Genomic DNA, 19,588 nt, shown 5'->3' on the forward strand with positions numbered 1-19,588 from the left:
AGTTTTCAGATAAAAAGGTCAAAACCCGATCAAGTGTAAGGTTACCTTACTGTCATTGATTTGTTAAATGCAGTATAATTAAGCATTGAAAATGCCACTTTTTCTTAAAATCAGCAAGTCAATTTGACAGGGAATAACTAGTTACAATTTCTCACCGATTTGGGTGGCATTACGACTTATGTCGTATTGGAAGTAAAGTGTAGTTAATTAAAAAACTGGAAGCATGCAAATGAGCCAAGAAAAGCAGCTAGAACAAAACTACAACTATACAGTCGTTCGTCAATTTTCCCTTGTCACTATCCTCTGGGGTATTGTGGGAATGTCTGTAGGAGTTTTGATCGCCGCTCAGTTAGTTTGGCCACAGCTAAATTTTGACACGCCGTGGCTGACGTACAGTCGTTTACGTCCTCTGCATACTAATGCGGTTATTTTTGCGTTTGGTACAAGCGCCCTATTCGCAACCTCTTACTATGTCGTTCAACGAACCTGCCAAACACGGTTATTTGGAGGTCCTCTGGTAGCGTTTACTTTTTGGGGATGGCAAGCCATCATCTTATCAGCAATCGTTACTCTCCCAATGGGCCTCACCTCCACTAAAGAATACGCAGAGTTAGAGTGGCCAATTGATATCGCCATTGCAGTGGTTTGGGTATCATACGCCATCGTCTTCTTCGGCACAATGGTCAAGCGAAAGACGTCACACATTTATGTCGCTAATTGGTTCTTCGGCGCATTCATTCTGACAGTCGCGGTATTGCATATCGTGAACAGTATGGCAATACCAGTATCACTCACGAAGTCTTATTCGATATACTCTGGTGCTGTCGATGCTATGGTTCAGTGGTGGTACGGACACAATGCAGTTGGATTCTTGCTGACGGCGGGTTTCTTGGGGATGATGTACTACTTCGTTCCAAAACAAGCTGGACGTCCCGTTTACTCTTATCGTTTATCGATCGTCCATTTCTGGGCTCTAATATCACTTTATATTTGGGCTGGCCCTCATCACCTCCACTACACTGCGTTACCAGATTGGACTCAGTCTCTTGGTATGGTGATGTCAATCGTTCTGTTTGCTCCATCTTGGGGGGGAATGATAAACGGAATCATGACGTTATCTGGTGCATGGCATAAGTTGCGTTACGACCCGATTTTACGCTTCCTGGTTGTTTCGCTTTCCTTCTACGGAATGTCCACCTTCGAAGGACCTATGATGGCGATTAAAACCGTCAACGCACTATCGCATTACACCGACTGGACCATTGGTCACGTTCATTCAGGTGCACTCGGTTGGGTAGCCATGGTATCTATTGGCTCTCTGTACCATCTTATTCCTCGCCTATTTGGACAAGAGCGTATGTACTCTGTCGCTCTCGTCAATACTCACTTCTGGCTGGCCACTATCGGCACGGTACTTTATATCGTTGCTATGTGGATGTCGGGAGTTATGCAAGGTTTAATGTGGCGAGCAGTAAACTCAGACGGTACGCTCACCTATAGCTTTGTTGAATCAGTTCAGGCCTCTTACCCATTCTACTTTATGCGTTTCGTAGGAGGTGCGATCTTCCTGACTGGTATGTTGTTGCTCGCTTATAATGCTTATAAGACAGTGACAGCGCCGAAAGACAGCCTCAAAGCTGCGCCACAGCCAGCATAGGAGATCGTAACATGAGTTCTAATTCTACTAACCGTCATGAACTGATCGAAAAGAATGCGGGTTTACTGGCGATATTAATTATCTTTGCGATAAGCCTTGGTGCGCTCGTGGAAATCACTCCGCTTATTTTCCAGGATCAAACAACCAAACCAGTTGAAAACCTGCGCCCGTACACTGCCTTGGAAATGGAAGGCCGTGACATTTATATCCGTGATGGGTGTCATGTATGTCATAGCCAAATGGTGCGTCCATTCCGTTCTGAAACCGAGCGCTATGGACATTACTCAGTCGCGGGAGAGAGCGTTTATGAGCATCCTTTTTTATGGGGTTCAAAACGTACTGGCCCAGACTTAGCTCGAGTCGGAGGACGGTATTCTGATGAATGGCATCGTGCTCACTTGATGGATCCACGCGCACTTGTGCCGGAATCAAATATGCCAGCGTTTCCTTGGCTAGCTGATAACTTATTGGATGGAAAGGATACCGAGAAGAAATTGCGCTTATTCCGTGATCACTTTGGCGTACCTTACACCGATGAGCAGATCGCAAACGCGTCAAAAGAAGTAGAAGGTAAGACAGAGATGGATGCAATCATCGCTTATCTTCAGTCTCTTGGTCACGCAATGAAGTAATTTAGGGGGTCAATTATGGATATAGGTACTTTCCACGGTATTTGGACCATAGTGTTGTTCGTGAGCTTTATTGGAATCGTGATCTGGGCGTTTAGTAAAAGACGAAAGGCACGATTTGAAGAAGCCGCCAATCTGGTTTTTGCTGATGAGCAGGAAGCACCCGAAAAAGAACAAGGAGTGACTAAGAAATGAATTTGTTCTGGAGCTTTTGGATAATTATCATAACAGTCGGTACCCTGCTCGGCCTTTTCTTCATCCTGAGATGGTGTCTCAATGATAGCACCGGTATCGAAGAAGGTACGGATATGGGCCATGAATATGATGGTATCCGTGAATTAAATAACCCACTACCAAAATGGTGGACATATCTCTTTTTTGGCACGTTTATATTTGCTGCCATCTATCTCGCTCTCTACCCAGGGCTAGGCAGCTTTAAAGGTCTACTAGGTTGGCAAAGTTCCGATCAAACGGTCACTAACGTTGCTGAGTATAAGGCGTCTATTGCCTCGGCTCAAAAAGATAAGCGACTCGATCAATTTGCCAAAGAGCTGGATGATGCAGACAGATATTTTGGAGAAGCGTTCAACAAGCTAGCTTATGTTGAGGGTACTAAAGACTTACGCCCGATTCCAACCATTGCCGCTGATCATGAAGCAATTCAAGTCGGTCAAAGGTTATTTTTGCAAAACTGTTCTCAGTGCCACGGTTCAGATGCGCGAGGTCAGAAAGGCTTCCCTAACCTGACGGATGGAGCTTGGTTATACGGTGGAGAACCTCAAGCAATTGTCACAACGCTACTTTATGGTCGTGCTGGACAAATGCCTGCTTGGAAAGATGCACTCGGTGTTCAAGGGGTTAAAGAAGTAGTTAGTTACACGCTGAGCCTATCAGGAAGAAAAGTTAACGTACGTGAAGCCGAGGCGGGTAAAGCGCGCTTTGTTGTATGTGCTGCCTGCCATGGTACAGACGGAAAAGGAAACCCTGCGATTGGTGCCCCAGATTTAACCGACCAAACTTGGCTATACGGAGGCACTCGTGCTGATCTCATGGAAACCGTCTTAAACGGCCGTGCGGGCGTAATGCCTGCTTGGAAAGACATACTGGGAGAAGAAAAGATTCAGCTCGTCTCAGCTTATGTCTGGAGCTTAAGCAACCCGAGCGACAAATAAAACTATAGAGCCCCCTTCTTGCGGGGCTTTCTTTCCTGTAAGGTTTTACTTTCACCACTGATTTAATTGAGAAAGTTTATGGTTAAGCCCTGGTATAAACAATTCTGGCCTTGGTTTCTAATCCTTCTTCCCTTAACGGTTATCGTTTGGACAGTCATCACAGTGATTATTTTTTCTAAAAACTCTGTGTCACTAGTCACTGAAGACTATTACAAGAAGGGGAAAGGGATAAATGTTGATATATCCAAGCAAAAGATCGCGAAAGAACTTGGGTTGAGTGCTTCTGTCAGTTCACAAAATAAAGAGATAGTTATCAACTTTGATAAAGGTGTTACTGCTTATTATCCTGCTCTTTCAGTGATGTTTGCTCACCGCACTTTACCTGGAAAGGACTTCACTACAATGCTGACACCTGATGCCAATGGGGTGTACCGCTTAACAACAGACAGCAAAATTGAAGGACCTTGGTTTATCGAGATTACTCCACATAACAATGAATGGCTTATTCAAGGGCGCGTCTCATTCCCCTCTCAAAACCCAACTAAGCTATCGAATTAATTATGGCTGATCAATCCTGTTATCACTGTGGTGAAGACATACCAACCAACATGGATTTTCAAGTTGAAGTGCTAGGAGAGCCTAGAGCGATGTGTTGCCCTGGATGTCAAACCGTTGCACAGACAATCGTTGACAGTGGGCTTGTATCTTACTATCAATATCGCACAACGAAGGCTGAAAAAGCAGATCTTGTTCCTGAAGAACTTCAAGCACTTGTCCATTATGACAATGAACAAGTTCAATCTGAGTTCGTTAGTGTTGATGATCATCGCTCCGAGGTGACACTGTCACTTGAGGGGGTTTCTTGTGCTGCTTGTGCATGGTTGATTGAAAGACACCTTTCCGCTTCAGATGGTGTGCTCTCCATCAGAGTAAATACGACGACCCACAGAGCAACACTGATATGGGATCAGACCCAAACAAAGCTCAGCAAGCTCCTAAGTACCATACGTCAGCTTGGGTATAAAGCAGCGCCCTTTGAAGCCGATCAGCAAGAAGCAGCCTACCATCGCCAGATGAAGCAGTACCTATATAGACTAGGAGTCGCAGGGTTAGCAACCATGCAAATTATGATGCTTGCTTTTGCTTTATACTTTGAAGTGTTTGGAGATCTCGACTCAGAGTTCAAAAACTACTTGAGATGGGTCAGTTTAATATTTGCCACTCCCGTCATGCTTTATTCGGCTTTGCCCTTTTATCTGAATGCATTGCGTAGTATTCGCTCAGGTACCCTTGGCATGGACGTGCCCGTCTCAATAGCCATGATTTTTGCCTATATTGCAAGTTTAATAGCGACAATTACCCAACAAGGCGAGGTTTTCTTTGAATCCATATCTATGTTTGCTTTTTTCCTCCTTATTGGTCGATTTTTGGAAATGCGAGCGAGAAGAAAAGCAGCAGCAGCTAGTGGTAACCTGCTAAAACTTATACCAGCAATGGCAACAAAGCTTAATGGTGACAAAGTCCCTGTAAAAGCCCTAAAAATTAATGATAAAGTCCGAGTTTTACCAGGAGAAAATGTCCCTGCAGATGGAACCGTATTGTCGGGTCGAATTCATATAGATGAATCAATGCTTACTGGAGAATCAGTTCCAGTTGTTAAACAAGAAGGTGACCGGGTATTCGCAGGAACAATAAACGGTGAAGAAGCCTTTGATTTAGAGGTTAAAGCAACCAAAGCTGATTCCATGATATCTAATATCATCAAGCTTCAAGACCAAGCTCAATTATCTAAACCTAAAATTGCCAAAGTCGCTGATATTGTCGCTCGATATTTTGTCTCAATTGTATTGATCACGGCACTCACAACATGGCTATACTGGCATTTTCAAAAACCCGACGAAGCTTTTTGGATCATGCTCTCCGTTTTAGTGGCAACGTGTCCATGCGCTCTCTCGTTAGCGACTCCGACAGCTCTTACGTGTGCCACATCAAGTATGAGCCGTTTAGGTATACTTCTTCGTAAGGGACATGTTTTTGAGACTCTCTGTAAAATAAATCACCTTGTGGTCGATAAAACGGGCACACTCACCTACGGTGATATGGAAATATACCAAGTCGATACCTATACTGGAGTGTCAGAAAAAGAAGTCCTTGCGATTGCGGCCTCTATTGAGTCTCACGCCAACCACCCGATAGCTCGCGCCTTTCAGCATTATCACGACCCCAATATTTCGGTGACAAACGTTGAGAACTCAATCGGTGCTGGCTTGCAAGGTATGTATCATTCAAAACAAGTCAAAATTGGCAGTTATGAATATGTGCTTGGTGACGGAAGTGATAGCGAAGCTAACACAGTATATTTGTCCCTATCCAATCAGCATATTGCCAGTTTTAAGTATCGAGACCCTATTCGGGAACAAGCGGCGGAGTTTATTAGTAAATTTAAACACCAAGGAGTGGAGGTAACACTCTTAACCGGTGATACTAACGAGAGTGCCCTTGCAGTTGCGAATAAAGTTGGAATTGATAATGTTATCGCAAAAGCACGGCCTCAAGACAAACTCAACTTTCTGAATCAACAAGATAAAAATCAAATCAGCCTAATGGTTGGCGATGGTATAAATGACGCTCCAATACTTGCAGGAGCACATTTGTCAGTTGCTATGGGTAGCGGCACAGACGTTGCTAAAGCATCTGCTGACATGACTCTACTCGGAGATCGACTAGATCGGATTCTACAAGCTCGGACTCTTGCACTGCAAACCAAAAAATTATTTACCAAAATTTAGCCTGGTCTTTGGGGTATAATCTTCTTATTCTACCCTTAGCGGTATCTGGCTATGTCGCTCCTTATGTCGCAGTAATTGGAATGTCTGCCAGCTCTATTATTGTCGTTTCTAACTCATTGAGATTACTCAACTATGATGAGGGTAAGTAAATGGAAAGCCTTTATATCCTAATTCCTATAGCGATTTTACTTGTCTTTATCGCCGTCTTAGTTTTTTTGTGGGCAGTTAAAAATGAGCAGTTTGAAGATTTAGAAAGACAAGGTCACAATATTCTGTTTGATGAAGACGAAGAAAGAAAAGATTCAGAGAAACCGCCTAAATGAATATTGAGCTTATCAGTGCCTTTACCATAGGCATCGCAGGTGCTGGGCATTGCATAGGTATGTGCGGAGGTATAGCGTCAATGTTAACGCTTGGACCTAACGCATCATCAAATTTTATACCTTTTTTCTATAATATCGGCAGACTCATCGCCTACGCTTGTGCTGGAGCATTTATTGGTGGTGCGGTTGCATCACTTCTAGAGGTTAGCCAAATAAATAACGCCACAGGCTGGCTAAGAATATTTGCCGCATTATTTATGATATTACTTGCCTGTTATATTGGTCGTTGGTGGCATGGGTTGGTCTATGTTGAAAAACTGGGTCAAAAATTGTGGCAATACCTGTCCCCCTTAGGACGCTCCTTTTTACCGCTGAAGTCCCCTATCCATGCTATTCCTTTTGGTTTTATTTGGGGCTGGCTACCATGTGGGTTGGTCTATTCGATGCTGACTTGGTCGGCCGCTTCTGGTAGTGCCGTTGAAGGTGCCCTCATCATGCTTTCATTTGGCACAGGTACATTGCCGGCCATGTTATTTGTAGGCCACGCTGCTGCGCGTTTACAGAAAATCAAAAATTCAGCGTGGTTTCGTCAGACAGTTGCCATTCTAATACTTAGCTTCGGGGGTTACTCTCTCATCGACAGTATAAAATTGATATCACATATTCAGTGAATATGAACACTGTTTACTACACATAAAGACATACCAGTGATAACATCACCTTGCTCGATATATATGAAGGTCTATCATGATTCCTCTAAAACCCTCAAAACGACCAACGCTACAAGGAACCTGCGCAATACATTGCCAAGATTGCAGTATTAGCCAACTTTGTATTCCTTTTACCCTAAATGAACATGAATTAAATCGATTAGATAATATTATCGAGAGAAAAAGGCCGATTCAAAAAGGCCATCAACTTTTTAAAGCAGGTGATCCAATGAGATCACTCTATGCAATTCGTTCAGGGACTATTAAAACCTATACTATTACCGAACAAGGTGATGAACAAATTACCGCGTTCCATCTTGCTGGCGATCTTGTTGGTTTCGATGCGATTACAGAGGAGTGTCACCCAAGTTTTGCTCAAGCCCTAGAGACATCAATGGTGTGCGAAATTCCCTACGACACGCTAGATGAATTAGCAGGTGAAGTGCCTAAACTGCGTCAGCAAATCATGCGTCTTATGAGTAATGAAATTAAGTGCGATCAAGAGATGATTTTACTGCTCTCTAAAAAAACAGCAGAAGAAAGATTGGCAGCATTTCTTCATAGCCTTTCCACTCGATTTGCCCAACGAGGCTTTAGCGCAAAAGAATTTCGCTTAACAATGACCCGAGGAGATATTGGTAACTATTTAGGGCTAACGGTAGAGACTATTTCACGGCTATTAAGTCGCTTTCAAAAATCTCAGATCTTGTGTGTAAAAGGAAAATACATAACTGTATTAGATCAAGAAGCTCTACGTCGTCTTGCTGGTTTGTCAAACTAATCACAATATTTTTCAATGACGTAGCATAAAAATGAGCTACGTCATACTTCTCTCAAATTCCTCTCAATAACGCTAATATTCTCTCCTCAAGTGGGCTACATTATTCTAAGACTTAACTCCTCCAAAGGGGGCTCACATGAGTATTTACAATAAAATATTAGTGGTTGCAGATATTAATAGCGAAGTTCAGCCTGCCTTAGAACGTGCTATGCAATTGGCTTCGAAAAGTCAGTCGACAAGCCACGTTCTATTTTTTCTCTCTATTTATGATTTTTCCTATGATATGACTTCCATGCTATCAGTCGACGAACGTGACGCAATGCGAAGAGGCGTTATTCAGCAACGTGAAAAATGGATGCGTGAAATAGCAAAAGAGCATGTTTTAGACGATATTCAGTTTGATGTAAGAGTTGTGTGGCACAACAGACCATATGAGGCAATTATTGCCGAAGTTTTTGCAGGTGGTCATGATATCGTGATAAAGGGAACGAGAAAGCACGACTTGCTTGAATCTGTTATATTCACCCCCACAGACTGGCACCTATTAAGGAAGTGCCCTTCACCTGTATTGATGGTTAAGAACTCTGCTTGGCCGGAAAATGCGAGTATTCTAGCATCTGTCCATGTTGGTTCAGAGAACCACAATCACTTGGGGCTTAATGACGCTATGGTGGAACAAATGAACAGCCTAACCGATAGGCTAGGTGCTGAGCCCTACCTGGTCAATGCTTATCCAGTAACACCAGCAAATATCACAATAGAGCTACCAGAATTTGACCCATCGACCTACACAAACGCAGTTCGAGGTCATCACCTAACAGCAATGAAAGCATTAAGACAAAAGCATGGCTACGATGAGAGTAAAACGGTTGTAGAACAAGGGCTGCCAGAAGATGTTATTCCCGACGTTGCGCAAAGGCTCAATGCAGCAATGGTTGTGGTAGGTACCACAGGTAGAACTGGGCTCTCAGCTGTTTTTATCGGAAATACAGCGGAACATATCATTGATAATATCAACTGTGACGTACTGGCTCTTAAACCTAATGGTTATGTTAGCCCTCTCGATCCTAAAACAGCGGTCTAAAAAAGGAAGACATTATGTCTTCCTTTTTTATTAAACATTGGTTACATCGATAAATAGGCTCTCATCAATATTCGTTGATGATACTGTTGCCTCTGTGAACTGATATTCACCCCTGTCACCTTCCCGGTCTAGAGGAAGGTTTACAAAGTCGAACAAGTTGCGATCTGCTAATTGACTTGGGCTAACATTTTGCAAAGATTTAAAAATTGCTTCAACTCTACCCGGAGTTTTCTTATCCCAATCAATCAACATCGCCTTTATTGACTGGCGCTGTAAATTTTCTTGGGAGCCGCACAGGTTACATGGAATGATCGGAAACTGTTTGTGTTCAGCATAGGTAATAAGATCTTTTTCACGACAATAAGTGAGTGGTCGTATGACAACATTACGACCATCATCAGAGCGTAATTTTGGTGGCATAGCCTTTAGACGGGAACCATGAAACATATTCAAAAATAAAGTTTCCACCATGTCGTCCATATGATGGCCCAACGCAAGCTTAGTCGCCCCAATTTTCTCTGCAAAGGAGTAAAGTGTTCCTCTCCTCAAACGTGAACATAAGCCGCATGTAGTTTTACCTTCAGGTACTTTTTCTTTAACAACAGAATAGGTATCTTTATCAACGATATAATACGGAATATCAAGGCTTTCAAAATACTCTGGTAAAATATGTTCGGGAAAACCAGGCTGTTTCTGATCCAAATTCACCGCAACAACATCAAATTTAATCGGTGCTGCCTTTTGTAGATTAAGCAAAATATCAAGCATGGCAAACGAGTCTTTACCGCCACTGATACAAGCCATGACTACATCACCCTCTTCTATCATGTTGTAGTCGGCAATCGCATTGCCAACATGCCTTCTCAAACGCTTTTGCAGCTTATTGAACTCTAGGGTTTCTTTGCGGGTGTCTTTCTGATTCATTGCTTGCTCTCACAGTGCTGAGTATTACAGCAGTAGGATTCTCAGTCATTATGTTTGGGGCGGAGATTATACGTACTTTTTACCCAGTATGAAATCATTGTCTGCCAATATAAGTAATAAAGGCGAGACAAAAAGCTCACTAAGCCACTGATTCTAGTGTTAGTACCAAGCATGTGCGGCAAAGAGACTGTTTGTTATCTATGGCAGCCTATCCTGCTTTAGGAATATAAGGCAGAATTCTAGAAGTCTCATGAGGAAGTAGTATCCACCCATCAATTCCTATCTCATCTGCTGTTATCTGTACTTTCCCATTGATAAGCGGTTTCGTCTTCCCATCAGAAAATTTAATTACGCCCTCAACACTTTTCGGAAATTCCAGCGTAACCCCCTCAACATCGGGTGTAAACCAGCTTGCGAACATACCACCTAACTGCTCGAGAATAGACTGCATCTGAGGCAGTAAGCGTTTCACTTGTTGATAAGTAATTTTTCCGGAGAATGACTTCTTAGTCATGACGACCATAGAGAAATCACAGCGCATTGCTTTGGGTGTGTGAACAAAAACTAGTGGGTTGGCTGAACGAAGGTTATTGTCCAAAGGAACAATAACTTCATTGACGCTAGAGGTCTTAAGCTCCTCATAATGCTCTTCTTTCTCCATCCATGCTTTTTCTATTGGGCAGAGTGTTTTATTTTGAGCATTTAAGAAAAAGAAACCTACTTTGACGTCATCATGACCTTCTTTCGCATTTTGCTTCATGTGCGAATAAAGTTTTGAATAAGTGAATATGTATTCCTGGGCATACAAATGAGAACTTATTATAAATAACGCGAGAACAGCCAGAGGCTTGAGCATATTCATATAAACGTCTTCTTATTGATTATCTGTACTTATTTGCCAGAATTCTTGATTATGTCTTATCATGCTTTTCAGATCGTTAACATAATCTTCTCCCCTCTCAGAATACTGCATCAATCCATCTGTTAGGGCTAAAGCAGCATCTGTATCTAAAATACTCATACCGCTTTGATGGCGCTGAAAGCGAATTTCTCTCAAGGCTTCATAGGCACTATTTCGGTTCACGTTCATAAAGTAGCCATGAATAGAGCCTTGTGGTGAAGAAAATTTTGCCACTTCATGAGTCATACCCTCACCTCTTTGCAAAGGCACAACACCACAGCCTTTTTTATAACACCATTGACCGAAGTAATTGTTAGCCTCTCTAGCAAAGCGAGATGTCCCCCATGCTGATTCATTCGCTCCTTGAACAAGGACTAAACCTTCCGGGATAACGTCAACTCTATGTAACATATCGACTATCCATTGTTCAGAAATCCCTGAGCCAGGCAACTTAACTCGGTACCGTTTTCCAAGCTGCTGTGCGAATTGCACATCACTAGGTGAAATAAGATTATTCAGTAAACGTCGTTGTATCTCGACAAGCTTTGTACGCTCAACCTCTACTCTATGATTTTCCCTTGCGATTCCCGGACGTAAATAGTCAAAGAAGGCTTTTTTGCGCGCATCACCAGCACTGATAGATGAAAATAGAGGGGGCTTCCCTATAGGAGAAGGTGCAGGCCCAATTTTTTTTGTAGCGGACTCAGTTTGTTTCTCTCGTTCTTTATCGAGACTGCGACTTGCTTGGTACTCATAAGCACTGTAGCTAGCAAAAAGCCCTACCAATAAAACAACAAAAAACTCCCTTTTATGCATCGAAAATTTGTGAATTTTTGTCATGATCGTCCTTATCATTCGACTTGTTTTTAGGTATTACTTTCAGCTTTATACCAAACATATTACGATAAATAATCCCCTTCACATGGAAAAAGAAAGGTACAGCAAAAATAAGCCCAATTCCGTAGAATAATGCGCCAAAAATAAAGAGTATGGACGTAATTGTATATAAAGCAAAAATGGGAAGTAGCTTTTTATTCACTGCTCTAAATGAAACCCATAGCGACTGAAACGGAGAAAGCTTTTTTTCACAAACCAGTAAAATGGATTTACTGAAAACAATCGACACGTAAAAAGACAATAACGGAAAGATACTACCCAAGATACTTTGTAAAAGTAGACTTATCAAAGTAACTATGATGACCGCAATTGTGTAATGTAGTCCTTTAGCAAGATCTCCTGTTTTAGTGCTAATACCTGCAGCGTGACTCATTGCCATCAAACTTACACCAGCAATTAAAGGAGCACTTATAACTTCATAGCTGAAGTTTGCAACCATTATAGCTTCAAGTACTTCTACCGTTACTTTATTGGGTTGACTCAAAGCGTCAAAAACCAACCATATGTCACCGATTTTGAAATGCAGAGCAAAAGCGAAGATAAAGAACTGTGCGAGGACTACGATAATGATTGCAGGTGTAAAGGAAAAAAAGTTCTGCAACGTATGTAACCAGGCTTCCTTAAGGATGCCCCCAACGTTGAGCTCATAGTCACCAGATAACGCACGGTCTATGCTTCCGCCTAAATTCAAATCTTTTTCTAAATCATTACTCATTATTATCTATATCCAACACCAAAGTACAAAAATGGCGAATTTATCAAAACTAAACTTATAACTCATTATACTGCAACAAGCGTTGTCTAAAAACATCTTGTTGATTTAAGGCTTGATTTATCTGTCAAGAGTTCGAAAAACAACCACATCAAGTCAAGCGGTAAGCAGAGCATATTTTAACATTACAGAGTTATTATTCTGTTATACAAATTCAAAACCTCATTTCATGACAAAAATCGTTTATTCTAATCAGTAAAATTTTTTCACATTTACCATGAAAAAAGGCTTTGATTTCACCTCTTTGATGATTATGATCCGCGCTTTAAATTGATATGATCAACCCAAGTCACCTCGAGATGCTGTAACCATTACGATAAGCTTGAGTCTCGGCTGTAATAATGATTTGAGAAAGCTTCACCTTCATTAAAAATCGTTATGCAACCTGAATCAAGATTAACATTACGCATTGAACAGACTAAGACGATTATCTGAGTCGCAACTTGTAGAAAGTACGCTAGCACATACTTTCTAAATTTCGGCAAAGTAGCTTCTTCGTTTTGTATTCAGTATCTTGAGCTCAGTTGGGTATACTAGACTCTTAATTTACATCGACAAGGTGGGAGAAAAACAGACGTTGAACGCTCAAAAAGAAGCAGGACAAACCGTTGTTCGTTTGAATGGAATCAGTAAAAGTTTTGATAATAAGGAAATTATCTCGAGTTTTAATCTAAATGTTAATCATGGCGAGTTTTTAACTATTCTCGGCCCTTCTGGCTGCGGAAAAACTACCGTCCTAAGAATGATTGCTGGCTTCGAGTCCGCCGATAAGGGAACGATTGTGTTAGATAGTCATGATGTCACTCACATCCCTGCAGAACAAAGGCACGTAAACACTGTTTTTCAGAGTTATGCTCTTTTTCCCCATATGACCGTTTTTGACAACGTTGCTTTTGGCTTAAGAATGCAAAAAGTGCCCGCTACCGATATTGAACCAAGAGTTATCGAAGCATTAAAAATGGTTCGTTTGGAAAAAATGGCCGAACGTAAACCTCATCAATTGTCTGGCGGACAACAGCAACGAATCGCGATAGCACGGGCGGTGGTTAATAAACCAAAAGTATTGCTGCTCGATGAGTCATTGTCTGCTCTCGATTATAAATTACGTAAACAAATGCAAATTGAGCTGAAACAACTGCAGCGTCAATTGGGTATTACTTTTATCTTTGTCACCCACGACCAAGAAGAAGCACTTTCAATGTCTGACCGCATCATTGTTATGCGTGATGGAAAAATTGAACAAGATGGCTCACCAAGAGAGATCTATGAAGAACCAAGTAACCTGTTTGTCGCCAAATTTATAGGCGAAATCAACGTTTTTAATGCTGTTATGCTCGACCGCATAGATGACAAAAAAATCATGGCGGACATCGAGGGTGTTGAATCTGTGGTTTATTATGACAAAGCAGCGCAATCAGGTGAAAAACTGCAAGTTCTTCTTCGCCCAGAAGATCTTCGTATTGAAGAAATAAAAGAATCAGAAAAAAAAGGAATCGTGGGTCATGTCGTTGATCGCACTTATAAAGGAATGACGCTTGATTCAGTGATTGAGCTAGAATCTGGAATGCGAGTTATGGTGAGCGAGTTCTTCAATGAAGATGATCCCGATGTTGACCATTCGCTTGGACAAAAAGTCGCGATAACCTGGGTTGAAAGTTGGGAGGTGGTGCTCAATGAAAGCCAAAACGTTTAATCTGCAGAACTGTATCATTGCATTAATCGTTGGCTGGCTCGGTCTTTTTGTATTGATACCAAATGCAATGATCATAGTAACAAGCTTCTTGACTAGAGATGAAGCCAATTTAATCGACATGGTTTTTACCTTAGATAATTATCAGCGATTACTGGATCCCTTGTACGCGAAAGTCTTATTACACTCATTTTATATGGCATTAGTGGCAACATTACTCTGTTTGGTCATTGGCTATCCTTTTGCCTACATAGTGGCAAAAATGCCTCAACAGTGGCGACCTTTTATGTTGTTTTTGGTCATCGTGCCGTTTTGGACTAATTCGCTTATTCGCACATATGGTTTAAAAATTGTGCTTGGAACACAAGGCATATTCAATAAGTCTCTTCTCGCACTCGATATTATTGATAAACCGATTCGTATCATGTACACAGAAAGTGCCGTCATGATTGGCTTGGTTTATATCTTGCTGCCATTTATGATTTTGCCTTTGTATTCTGCAATCGAAAAACTGGATCATACCTATATCGAGGCAGCTAGAGATCTTGGGGCAAATAAAATTCAAACCTTGATTAAAGTGATCCTGCCTTTAACTATGCCGGGCATCATTGGTGGTTGCCTGCTGGTACTACTTCCTGCATTGGGTATGTTTTATATATCCGACCTATTAGGTGGTGCAAAAAACCTATTAATCGGTAATGTTATTAAGAGTCAAGTCCTCAATGCCCGCGATTGGCCCTTCGGCGCCGCCACAAGTATTGCATTAACGATTGCAATGGCAGTGATGCTCTACGCCTATTATCGCGCTGGAAGACTGTTAAACAAAAAAGTGGAGCTAAATTGATGGGACGTACAATAAAATTTAGCTATCTTTCGCTAGTCTATGCTTTTCTTTACCTACCTATTATCGTGCTCATTGTTAACTCTTTTAACAGCAGTAAATTTGGCATGAAATGGGGTGGTTTTACTACCAAATGGTATGAAATATTAGTTAACAATGACAGTCTTATGCAGGCAGCATTCCACTCCCTGAATGTTGCCGTTGTATCTGCGACGGCCGCAACATTGATCGGTAGCTTAGCCGCTGTAGCACTGTTTCGATACTCATTTCGAGGAAAAGGAGCAGTCAATGGCATGCTCTTTGTGGTCATGATGTCTCCAGACATTGTGATGGCCATCTCCTTACTTGCTCTATTTTTGGTGGTTGGGTTCCAGCTGGGTTTTTTTACCCTTCTTATCGCTCATATAACCTTTTGCCTTCCATTCGTTGTCGTCACTGTTTACAGTAGATTAAACGGGTTTGACGTAAAGATGTTAGAAGCGGCAAAAGATCTTGGTGCGAGTGAATGGGTTATCCTCAAGCAAATTATTTTACCCCTTGCCAAACCTGCCGTCGCTGCTGGCTGGTTGCTGAGTTTTACCCTCTCCCTTGATGACGTAATCATTAGTTCATTTGTTACAGGGCCAACCTATGAGATCCTCCCCCTTAAAATCTACTCTATGGTAAAAGTGGGTATCTCACCAGAGGTCAATGCCTTGGCAACGATCATGTTAGTGGTTTCCTTAATACTGGTTGGTATTTCACAACTGATCGCGAAAGATAAATAAAATATCACCCCATACAGAGTGCTAAGCACTCTGTATTCCTCAACGCTTGTTTTGGAGCTTATATCAATGAAACAATGGGCAAATTTACTCGCTTGTAGCACCTGTATATTGAGTCTTTTCTCTGGTCACCTTTTAGCATCGGAAAAAACCGAGGAACTCGTTTTTATGAACTGGGGACCTTACATTAATACCCATCTTTTGGAGCAATTCACCAAAGAAACTGGCATTAAAGTGATCTACTCTACCTATGAGTCTAACGAAACGCTTTATGCCAAGATGAAAACACACAATCAAGGTTACGATCTTGTGGTTCCGTCCACCTATTTTGTAGCAAAGATGCGTGATGAAGACATGCTACAGAAAATCGATAAAACCCAATTAAGTAACTTTAATCAATTAGACCCACATTATCTCAACAAACCTTATGATCCCAATAACGACTACTCTATACCACATGTCGTTGCCATAACTGGCTTAGCAGTCAATACAGATATGTATGATCCCAGAGATTTTACTAGCTGGTCAGATTTATGGAGGCCTGAACTCAAAGGTCAAATCATGTTAATGGATGATACTCGGGAAGTTTTCCATATCGCGCTCAAGAAATTAGGATTTTCTGGCAACTCTACTGACCCAAACCAAATTGATTCTGCCTTCGAGGAATTAAAAACACTCATGCCAAATGTTTTGCTATTTAACTCAGACAACCCGGCCGCTCCCTATCTTTCCGGAGAGGTTGGTGTAGGAATGTTATGGAATGGCAGTGCTGCTGCCGCTCAGAAAGAAGGCCTTAATTTACAGCTTGTTTTCCCAAAAGAGGGCGGGATTGGCTGGGTCGATAATTTCGCTATACCAAAAGGTGCCCACAACACTGACGCAGCGCATAAAATGATTAACTTTCTCCTCAGGCCCGATATTGCCGAGCAAATATCTGAGGAAACAGGCTATCTAACCGGTGTTAAGGCATCGAATAACAAGTTCAAAAATGTAAAACCATTGTTCCCTAGTGAAGATGAACTGGAACGAGTTGAGTGGCAGAACTCAGTAGGCGCGCTCAATAGCAAATATGAAAACTACTTTTTGAAACTAAAAAGCGGCGCATAACACGTTTTACTGATTAAAATTAGGAGAAAAATAGGCAGCCTTCGCTGCCTATTTTTTTTATGAGGCTGATATAATCTCGCACTGACACGTTTACCTAAGGGGTGAACTTTTTGTTTCATGTTTAAACAGCCCATGTAGTTTGGAGTAACTGCTTACTGTATAAACACAAATAATATGGACAATCAATGAAAAGTATATTTTGCGCGGGTATTATTGGTGCAGCCCTTGCGGCTTCTCCTATTTTTGCTGCTGATAAAGAACTTTATTTTTACAATTGGTCTGAGTACATTCCCAGTGAAGTTCTCGAAGATTTTACTAAAGAAACTGGCATAAAAGTTATCTATTCAACTTATGAGTCTAACGAAAGCATGTATGCTAAATTAAAGACTCAAGGCTCCGGTTATGACCTCGTCGTACCTTCTACCTACTTTGTTTCCAAGATGCGTAAAGAAGGTATGTTGCAACAAATTGATAAATCAAAACTGTCGCACTTCACTGACTTGGATAAAAATTTTCTCAATAAGCCTTTTGATCCAAGTAACAATTACTCTATCCCCTATATCTGGGGCGCCACTGGGATTGGCATAAATTCCGAAATGCTGGATAAGTCTTCTGTTAGTAAATGGGATGATCTGTGGGACAGCAAATGGGAAGGTCAATTGATGCTAATGGACGATTCCCGTGAAGTTTTTCATATCGCACTGACTAAACTTGGTTACTCACCTAACACAACTAAACCTGAAGAAATCAAAGCGGCGTATGAAGAGTTAAAGAAACTGATGCCAAATGTTTTGGTGTTTAATTCTGATTTCCCTGCAAACCCATATTTGGCTGGAGAGGTATCTCTAGGTATGTTATGGAATGGCTCTGCTTATATGGCTCGCCAAGAAGGAGCTTCAATTGATGTCGTCTGGCCAGAGACAGGAACCATTTTCTGGATGGATAGCCTTGCAATACCAGCAGGCGCAAAAAATACAGAAGCAGCTCACAAAATGATTGACTTCCTACTGCGCCCTAAGAATGCAGCGAAGATTGCGCTCGAAATTGGCTATCCGACACCGGTTGCCTCTGCGATTGAGCTACTACCTAAAAAGTTTGCCAACGACCCGAGTATTTTCCCGCCACAGAAAGTGATGGATAGCGGAACTTGGCAAGATGAAGTCGGTGAAGCAAGCGTTATTTACGACGAGTACTTCCAAAAACTAAAAGTAAACAACTAAGCTTTTGATAATACTTGTAAATATATAAAGAGCGCTATTTAAGCGCTCTTTTTTATTAAGTTCACCTGACAAATAAGATATTCATGTTTTCTCACTTTATCACCCAAAAACTCACTATTTATATAAGTCTGAGGCACGTCGAAAGTATTCTGAAGATTTAAAAGATGTCTTCTCTCTATACCCAAGCAACCTCAAGATGCTAGGTTCAGCGAGAATAGCAAGACAACTCGCCCTTTGGGAGCATGCATTTGAAGTCACTTGGGGATATATTTTATATTTACCTCGCAGGTCGGTAGAAACAAACCTGTTCAGCCTCTAACGCCAATACATACTTACTTCTGAATCCCCAGCAGAAAAAGTTCTTATTCTGAAAAAAGCTCAATCACATTGATGTCTATGCCAATACACCTTTATGCGAATAAAGATAATGTTGAATCAGTAGTAAGCCTTAAGCTAGGTATATCAGCTCTGAACATTTGAACAAAATATCAACAACCTAAATATAACAACTAGATCTATTACTTCCAAAACATTCACTTATTCTCATGATTTTTCCACATAAAAAACACCTTACCTTTTCTGATTTATAATTTTTCATTTGTTTTTAGAGATGCCCTAACTATAGGATTGCTAATGACATTAATATCAAAAATGATAATAAAATGTTAACTAAAAGTAAGTTAAGTAACATGATTTGTTTCTTACATCTAATCACTAAAACTATGAGAATTAACAATGAGAGCTAAATATACTCGCTCATCAATTGCAGCCACACTTCTTTTCGGGTTGATATCAACAAAGTCTGCTTTCGCAGAAAATACCACCAATGTTTATTTCAAAGGTGAAATTGTTGAGTCAGCATGTGGTTTGTCACCAGATAGCCTTAATCAAACTATTGAACTTGGTCAACATCCGATTCATAAATTCAAAGAAAAAGGTGACCGTTCGACTCCAGTTCCCTTTAGAGTAAAACTAACAGACTGCGACAACTCGGCATTGACAAAAGCAGTATTCAGATTCGAATCAAACCCAGATACCACAGGCGATCTCTTTAATGTTGAAGGTGGTGCAACGGGTATAGGCGTTCGCATTCTTCATAATGGAAATCCAATCAAGAATGGCGAAATTGCAGCAACTAATGTGCTTGTTGATGGAACTAATATCGCCTCTTTTTCTGCTGCTTATGAAATGAACGTGGCGGCTGGTTCTGATGCGGTAAAAGCTGGTAATGCAGAATCTTGGGCATTATTGCGTGTGAGCTATTTATAAGCCGTTAATTAGGGAGTAGAGGCCATTGGCCCTACTCCTTTTTCTCAAATAAATATTG

19 protein-coding genes and 1 pseudogene are annotated in these 19,588 nt (G+C 41.3%); 16 read left to right on the plus strand and 4 right to left on the minus strand.

What is annotated here, in order from left to right; translation table 11 throughout:
- The first annotated feature begins 229 nt into the window (after window positions 1–229).
- The 10 genes and pseudogenes from ccoN to uspE all read left to right on the plus strand — a co-directional run bounded on the left by ccoN (window position 230) and on the right by uspE (window position 9,145).
- Window positions 230–1,657, plus strand: coding sequence for a cytochrome-c oxidase, cbb3-type subunit I (gene ccoN, locus RH40_RS02255; RefSeq protein ID WP_009599672.1), 1,428 nt, complete (start codon window positions 230–232; stop codon window positions 1,655–1,657).
- Window positions 1,658–1,668: 11 nt separating this feature from the next.
- Complete coding sequence (gene ccoO / locus RH40_RS02260) at window positions 1,669–2,289, plus strand: cytochrome-c oxidase, cbb3-type subunit II (protein ID WP_009599673.1); 621 nt, start codon at window positions 1,669–1,671, stop codon at window positions 2,287–2,289.
- 15 nt (window positions 2,290–2,304) lie between these two features.
- Complete coding sequence (locus tag RH40_RS02265; protein WP_009599674.1) at window positions 2,305–2,481, plus strand: CcoQ/FixQ family Cbb3-type cytochrome c oxidase assembly chaperone; 177 nt, start codon at window positions 2,305–2,307, stop codon at window positions 2,479–2,481.
- On the plus strand, window positions 2,478–3,458 hold the full coding sequence (gene ccoP, locus RH40_RS02270) for a cytochrome-c oxidase, cbb3-type subunit III (protein ID WP_009599675.1): 981 nt from the start codon (window positions 2,478–2,480) through the stop codon (window positions 3,456–3,458). The genes RH40_RS02265 and ccoP overlap by 4 nt, the downstream gene beginning before the upstream one ends.
- 78 nt (window positions 3,459–3,536) lie before the next feature.
- Window positions 3,537–4,016 carry a FixH family protein gene (locus RH40_RS02275; protein WP_009599676.1) on the plus strand — a complete coding sequence of 160 codons (480 nt, stop codon included), beginning with the start codon at window positions 3,537–3,539 and terminating at the stop codon, window positions 4,014–4,016.
- A 2-nt stretch (window positions 4,017–4,018) separates the two neighbouring features.
- Window positions 4,019–6,396 (plus strand): annotated as a pseudogene (locus RH40_RS02280) (heavy metal translocating P-type ATPase).
- Complete coding sequence (gene ccoS / locus RH40_RS02285; protein ID WP_009599678.1) at window positions 6,397–6,570, plus strand: cbb3-type cytochrome oxidase assembly protein CcoS; 174 nt, start codon at window positions 6,397–6,399, stop codon at window positions 6,568–6,570. It begins immediately after the preceding pseudogene.
- Entirely contained in the window at window positions 6,567–7,241 is a 675-nt protein-coding gene (locus RH40_RS02290) for a sulfite exporter TauE/SafE family protein (RefSeq protein WP_009599679.1), read from the plus strand. The genes ccoS and RH40_RS02290 overlap by 4 nt, the downstream gene beginning before the upstream one ends.
- A gap of 76 nt (window positions 7,242–7,317) precedes the next feature.
- Window positions 7,318–8,061: an FNR family transcription factor gene (locus tag RH40_RS02295; RefSeq protein ID WP_009599680.1), complete on the plus strand. Its 744-nt coding sequence runs from the start codon at window positions 7,318–7,320 to the stop codon at window positions 8,059–8,061.
- A gap of 136 nt (window positions 8,062–8,197) precedes the next feature.
- Entirely contained in the window at window positions 8,198–9,145 is a 948-nt protein-coding gene (gene uspE, locus RH40_RS02300) for a universal stress protein UspE (protein WP_009599681.1), read from the plus strand.
- Between the two features lie 30 nt (window positions 9,146–9,175).
- Here uspE and ttcA read toward each other — a convergent pair whose 3' ends face one another.
- From ttcA to RH40_RS02320, 4 genes are all read right to left on the minus strand, one after another.
- A complete protein-coding gene (gene ttcA / locus RH40_RS02305) occupies window positions 9,176–10,069 on the minus strand; it encodes a tRNA 2-thiocytidine(32) synthetase TtcA (protein ID WP_009599682.1) in 894 nt (297 codons plus the stop codon).
- 208 nt (window positions 10,070–10,277) lie between these two features.
- Entirely contained in the window at window positions 10,278–10,931 is a 654-nt protein-coding gene (locus RH40_RS02310; RefSeq protein WP_009599683.1) for a DUF2987 domain-containing protein, read from the minus strand.
- A gap of 12 nt (window positions 10,932–10,943) precedes the next feature.
- Window positions 10,944–11,810, minus strand: a complete 867-nt coding sequence (locus RH40_RS02315) for a glucosaminidase domain-containing protein (RefSeq protein ID WP_009599684.1) — start codon at window positions 11,808–11,810, stop codon at window positions 10,944–10,946.
- On the minus strand, window positions 11,779–12,582 hold the full coding sequence (locus RH40_RS02320; protein ID WP_009599685.1) for a DUF2189 domain-containing protein: 804 nt from the start codon (window positions 12,580–12,582) through the stop codon (window positions 11,779–11,781). The genes RH40_RS02315 and RH40_RS02320 overlap by 32 nt, the downstream gene beginning before the upstream one ends.
- 616 nt (window positions 12,583–13,198) lie before the next feature.
- Here RH40_RS02320 and potA point away from each other — a divergent pair.
- The 6 genes from potA to RH40_RS02350 all read left to right on the plus strand — a co-directional run bounded on the left by potA (window position 13,199) and on the right by RH40_RS02350 (window position 19,530).
- Window positions 13,199–14,332, plus strand: coding sequence for a spermidine/putrescine ABC transporter ATP-binding protein PotA (gene potA / locus RH40_RS02325; protein WP_009599686.1), 1,134 nt, complete (start codon window positions 13,199–13,201; stop codon window positions 14,330–14,332).
- Window positions 14,313–15,173, plus strand: coding sequence for a spermidine/putrescine ABC transporter permease PotB (potB, locus tag RH40_RS02330; RefSeq protein WP_009599687.1), 861 nt, complete (start codon window positions 14,313–14,315; stop codon window positions 15,171–15,173). Before potA ends, potB begins: the two co-directional genes overlap by 20 nt.
- A complete protein-coding gene (gene potC, locus RH40_RS02335; RefSeq protein WP_009599688.1) occupies window positions 15,173–15,937 on the plus strand; it encodes a spermidine/putrescine ABC transporter permease PotC in 765 nt (254 codons plus the stop codon). The genes potB and potC overlap by 1 nt, the downstream gene beginning before the upstream one ends.
- Window positions 15,938–16,003: 66 nt before the next feature.
- Window positions 16,004–17,041, plus strand: coding sequence for an extracellular solute-binding protein (locus RH40_RS02340; protein ID WP_009599689.1), 1,038 nt, complete (start codon window positions 16,004–16,006; stop codon window positions 17,039–17,041).
- Window positions 17,042–17,226: 185 nt separating this feature from the next.
- Entirely contained in the window at window positions 17,227–18,261 is a 1,035-nt protein-coding gene (locus RH40_RS02345) for an extracellular solute-binding protein (protein WP_009599690.1), read from the plus strand.
- Window positions 18,262–18,996: 735 nt separating this feature from the next.
- Complete coding sequence (locus RH40_RS02350; protein WP_009599691.1) at window positions 18,997–19,530, plus strand: fimbrial protein; 534 nt, start codon at window positions 18,997–18,999, stop codon at window positions 19,528–19,530.
- Window positions 19,531–19,588: the final 58 nt, after the last annotated feature.

Origin of the sequence: Vibrio caribbeanicus ATCC BAA-2122 (genome assembly GCF_000165125.1) — a bacterium.
In the GTDB taxonomy this organism is placed as follows: domain Bacteria; phylum Pseudomonadota; class Gammaproteobacteria; order Enterobacterales; family Vibrionaceae; genus Vibrio; species Vibrio caribbeanicus.

Coding starts and splice junctions, on each gene's coding strand:
- ccoN (WP_009599672.1), top strand. CDS start 230: ATGAGCCAAGAAAAGCAGCTAGAACAAAACTACAACTATACAGTCGTT.
- ccoO (WP_009599673.1), top strand. CDS start 1,669: ATGAGTTCTAATTCTACTAACCGTCATGAACTGATCGAAAAGAATGCG.
- RH40_RS02265 (WP_009599674.1), top strand. CDS start 2,305: ATGGATATAGGTACTTTCCACGGTATTTGGACCATAGTGTTGTTCGTG.
- ccoP (WP_009599675.1), top strand. CDS start 2,478: ATGAATTTGTTCTGGAGCTTTTGGATAATTATCATAACAGTCGGTACC.
- RH40_RS02275 (WP_009599676.1), top strand. CDS start 3,537: ATGGTTAAGCCCTGGTATAAACAATTCTGGCCTTGGTTTCTAATCCTT.
- ccoS (WP_009599678.1), top strand. CDS start 6,397: ATGGAAAGCCTTTATATCCTAATTCCTATAGCGATTTTACTTGTCTTT.
- RH40_RS02290 (WP_009599679.1), top strand. CDS start 6,567: ATGAATATTGAGCTTATCAGTGCCTTTACCATAGGCATCGCAGGTGCT.
- RH40_RS02295 (WP_009599680.1), top strand. CDS start 7,318: ATGATTCCTCTAAAACCCTCAAAACGACCAACGCTACAAGGAACCTGC.
- uspE (WP_009599681.1), top strand. CDS start 8,198: ATGAGTATTTACAATAAAATATTAGTGGTTGCAGATATTAATAGCGAA.
- ttcA (WP_009599682.1), bottom strand. CDS start 10,069: ATGAATCAGAAAGACACCCGCAAAGAAACCCTAGAGTTCAATAAGCTG.
- RH40_RS02310 (WP_009599683.1), bottom strand. CDS start 10,931: ATGAATATGCTCAAGCCTCTGGCTGTTCTCGCGTTATTTATAATAAGT.
- RH40_RS02315 (WP_009599684.1), bottom strand. CDS start 11,810: ATGACAAAAATTCACAAATTTTCGATGCATAAAAGGGAGTTTTTTGTT.
- RH40_RS02320 (WP_009599685.1), bottom strand. CDS start 12,582: ATGAGTAATGATTTAGAAAAAGATTTGAATTTAGGCGGAAGCATAGAC.
- potB (WP_009599687.1), top strand. CDS start 14,313: ATGAAAGCCAAAACGTTTAATCTGCAGAACTGTATCATTGCATTAATC.
- potC (WP_009599688.1), top strand. CDS start 15,173: ATGGGACGTACAATAAAATTTAGCTATCTTTCGCTAGTCTATGCTTTT.
- RH40_RS02340 (WP_009599689.1), top strand. CDS start 16,004: ATGAAACAATGGGCAAATTTACTCGCTTGTAGCACCTGTATATTGAGT.
- RH40_RS02345 (WP_009599690.1), top strand. CDS start 17,227: ATGAAAAGTATATTTTGCGCGGGTATTATTGGTGCAGCCCTTGCGGCT.
- RH40_RS02350 (WP_009599691.1), top strand. CDS start 18,997: ATGAGAGCTAAATATACTCGCTCATCAATTGCAGCCACACTTCTTTTC.